Origin of the sequence: Pseudomonas sp. DrBHI1 (genome assembly GCF_002205115.1) — a bacterium.
Classification (GTDB): Bacteria; Pseudomonadota; Gammaproteobacteria; order Pseudomonadales; family Pseudomonadaceae; genus Aquipseudomonas; species Aquipseudomonas mosselii.
In genome coordinates, this window is sequence record NZ_NIBE01000107.1 from 1 (window position 1) to 3,973 (window position 3,973).

Genomic DNA, 3,973 nt, shown 5'->3' on the forward strand with positions numbered 1-3,973 from the left:
TGAGGTACCGGTAAGGGTATTGCCGGCCTGGTAGGTGATATCCACCGCTCCAGTGGCCGTGCCGCCATGGTTGTCGCTGACGGTGTAACTGCCGTGGTAGTCGTCGTTGCTGGCGTTGCTGTAGTCCACCACCAGGCTCAGCTTGTAGTTCTCGGCGGCCTTGCTGTTGCCCGAGGTGTTCTCGGTGTTGATCACATGGATGCTGTACACCCCGTCATGGCTAGCCGTGAAGCTGCCGCCATCGGCAATGGTCTGATAACTGCCGCCGGCGTCCTTCCACTCCATCAGCAGGTTGCCGGCGGGCCGGTCATGGTCGAGGGTCAGGGTCTCGCCCTTGCGCAGGGTGACCGTCAGGGTGTCCTCGTCGTTGGCGTTGGCGCTGCTGATCGAGCCCAGGTAACCGGCCACCACCAGGGCGGCGGTCATGCTGCCATTGAGGCTGGTGAACTCGCTGCGGGCCAGGTCGCGCAACTGGTTCTCGGCCTTGTTGGCGGTGGCGTTGAAGGTGATGGTCTGGGCCTGCGTGCCCGCCGTGAAGCCCGCGCCCTTGTCGGCGAAGTTGGTGTTGAAGGTGGTCGGCGTGGCGCTCAGGGTGTCGTGGTCCGGGTCGCTGTCGTTGGCCAGCAAGGCCTCGGCCGGCACGCTCAGGGTGGCGCCCTTGATGTTGGTGATGATGTGGTCGGCGCCGGCGACTGGCGCGCCGTTGCTGTTGATGTTCACCGTCAGGCTGGCGCTGCGGGTATCGCCGTCGTTGTCGCTAACGGTGAAGCCGAACTTCTCTACCTGGCCGCTGCCGTTGTCCTTCGGCGGCGTGTAGGTGAACTCGCCGCTGTCCATGTTCACCACCAGGGTACCGCCCAGGCCGGTCTTGATATTCAGGCTGTTGCTCACGGTGTCGAACGAGGCCTTGTCCACCCCGCCACTGACCGCATAGCCGCCCTGCCCGCCATTGGCCTTCGGATCATAGGTGTAGGTAGTGCCGTCCACCAGCAGCGCCTTGATGAAGCCGCCGTCGGCCCCGAAGTCGCCGCCGCTCATCAGGCTGCCGGTGATCGGCGCGCCCTGCACCGTGCCGGAGAGCACCGCACTCAGCTGGCTGAGGTCGGTGACCACCACCGAGTTGGTGTCGGTATGGCTGCTGCCGTCGTAGGCCAGCGGATTGAGGTTGCCTTCGTTGACGCCGCTGCCCATGCCGATGGCGTAGGACTTGATGCCGTTGTTGTCGAGGAAGGTTTCCCAGGCAGCCTCGCGCGGCGCTGTCATGGCGTGGCCGTTGGTGGGCTCGCCGTCGGAGAAGAAGTAGCTGATGTTCTGCGCACCCACCAGCTTGCCGGTGGTGGCGAAGGCTTCCTGGGCCTTGGTGGCCGCCGAGTCGTAGTAGGTCGAGCCGCCGGGATTGAGCCCGGCGATCAGGCTCTTGGCCCCGCTGATGGAGACCCACACGGGTGTCTTGATCTCGGCGCCGGTGCCGAAAGTGACGATCTGCACCTTGATGTCGCCCATCTCGTCGTACTTGTCGAGCAAGGCGTTGATGGCCTGCTTGGCCAGCTCCAGGCGGGTCAGCCCCGGCACGCCGGAGCTTGCGGCCATGCTGCTGGAAACGTCCACCACCAGCAGGATGTTGGAGTCCACCTGGCCGGGCGTGATACTGCGTACCGCGCACTGTACCGTCGGCACATCGTCGACGATGTTGATGGCGATGGTGCTGGTGACAGTGTTGCCCAGGGCGTCGGTGGCCTTGTAGGTGAAGTACTCGTTGACGGTGTTGGCCCCGTCGTTGGCGCCACCCGGGGTCTTCGGCGCCGAGGTCAGGGTGTAGGTATAGGAGCCGTCTGCGTTGAGCTGGATCTGGCCGTACTGGCCCACGGCGTTGCCGACCAGGCTGTAGGTCAGGGCGCCGACGCCACCATGCACCGAGCCGACCAGGCTGCCGGAGGCCGTCTCGCCGGTGGAGTTCGGATCGCTGCCGGTCACGCTGCCGGCGGCCAGGTCGTTGCCATCCTTGTGCAGGTCCAGGGCTTTTTCGTAGACGGTGACGTCGTTGTCCTCGCACGCCACCAGTTTGCTGTCCTGGACATTGATGCGGATGGTCGTGGTGCTCTCGTCGCCATCGGCGTCGCGGATGGTGTAGACGAAGCTGTCGGTTGCCCCGGTGGGCGGCACGCTATTGGGATTGGCGTGGTAGGTGGCGTTGCCCTGGCTGTCCAGGGTCAGGTAGCCATACTGGCCGACGATCGTATCGCCGACATGGCCGATGGCTGACGTCGAGGTGTCGGAGCCTGCTCGCACGCCGACCACGTATTGTCCGTCGGCACGTACATCGGCGCCGACCACATCGTTATCCAGCACGTTGCCGCTGACACTGGCGCCTTCCGTGACCGAAGCCACATCGCAATGGGCCTTGGGCACATCGTCGACGATGCTGACCACGATGGTGCTGGTGGTGGTGTTGCCGAGCGAGTCCTTGACTTGGTAGGTGAAGCTCTCGGTGACCACATTCGGGCCGTCGTTGGCATGGTTGGGCGATTTCGGCGCCGAGGTCAGGGTGTACGTGTAAGTGCCATCGCCGTTCAGCTGGATCTGGCCGTACTGCCCGGTGGCGTTGCCCACCAGGGTGAAGGTCAGGGCGCCGACGCCGCCACTGACCGAGCCGGCCAGCGAGCCGCTGGTGGTTTCCGTGGTGGCATGCGGATCGCTGCCGGTGACCGTGCCGGCGGCCAAGTCGTTGCCATCCTTGGTCAGGTCCAGGGCTTTCTCGTAGACCTTGGCCGTGTCGTCCGGGCAGGCGACCAGCGAGATATCGTGCACGTCGATGGTGATGGTCGTCGTGCTCTCGTCGCCATCGGCATCGCGGATGGTATAGACAAATACATCGGTGGCACCGGGCGGCGCCACGCTGTCGGGGTTGGCGTGGTAGGTGGCGTTGCCCTGGGCGTCGAGGGTCAGGTAGCCGTACTGCCCAACCACATTGCTGCCCAGCTGGCCGATGGCCGAGGTCGAGGTGTCGGCGCCTGCGCGCACGCCGACCACGTACTTGCCATCGGCCGGCACATCCGCGCCGATCACATCGTTGACCAGCACGTTGCCGCTGACCGTGCCGCCTTCATAGACGTTGGCGAAGTCGCTGTGGGCCTTGGGTACGTCGTCGACGATGCTGATCACGATGGTACTGGTGGTGGTGTTGCCCAGCGAATCCTTCACCTGGTAGGTGAAGGTTTCCGTCAGCACGTTCGGCCCATCGTTGACATGATTCGGCGAATTTGGCGCCGAGGTCAGGGTGTAGGTGTAGGAGCCATCGGCGTTCAGAAGGATCTGGCCGTACTGGCCGGTGGCGTTGCCGACCAGGGAAAAGGTCAAGGCGCCCACTCCGCCACTGATGGAGCCGGCCAGCGATCCACTGGCCGTCTCGCCTGTGGCGCCAGGATCGCTGCCGGTGACATTGCCACCGGCCAGGTCATGGCCGTCCTTGATGAGATCGAGCGCCTTCTCATAGACGGTCACGCCGCTGTTGGGACCCGCAATGAGCGAACAGTCGTGCACGCTGATGGTGATGGTGGTGGTGCTCTCATCGCCATCGGCATCGCGGATGGTGTAGACAAACACATCCGTGGCACCGGCCGGCGCCACGCTGTCGGGGTTGGCGTGGTAGGTGGCATTGCCTTGGGCGTCGAGGGTCAGGTAGCCATACTGCCCAACCACATTGCTGCCCAACTGGCCGATGGCCGATGAGGACGTGTCGCTGCCCGCGCGCACGCCCACCACATACTTGCCGTCGGCCACCGTATCGGCACCACTCACATCGTTGACCAGCACGTTGCCACTGACCGTACCGCCTTCATAGACGTTGGCGAAGTCGCTGTCGGCCTTGGGCAGGTCATCGACGATATTGACGTCCAGCGAGCCACTGGCCGTGCTGCCGTCGGTATCCGTGGCCGTGACGGTGAAGTGCTCCGTGAGGCTGTTGGCGCCGTCG

At 64.6% G+C, this 3,973-nt stretch carries 1 protein-coding gene; it reads right to left on the reverse strand.

Features of this window, described 5'->3' with window-relative positions; translation table 11 throughout:
• Nucleotides 1–3,973, reverse strand: a 3,973-nt coding sequence (locus CC207_RS21035) for an Ig-like domain-containing protein (protein WP_143496154.1), incomplete at both ends; no start/stop codon positions are given.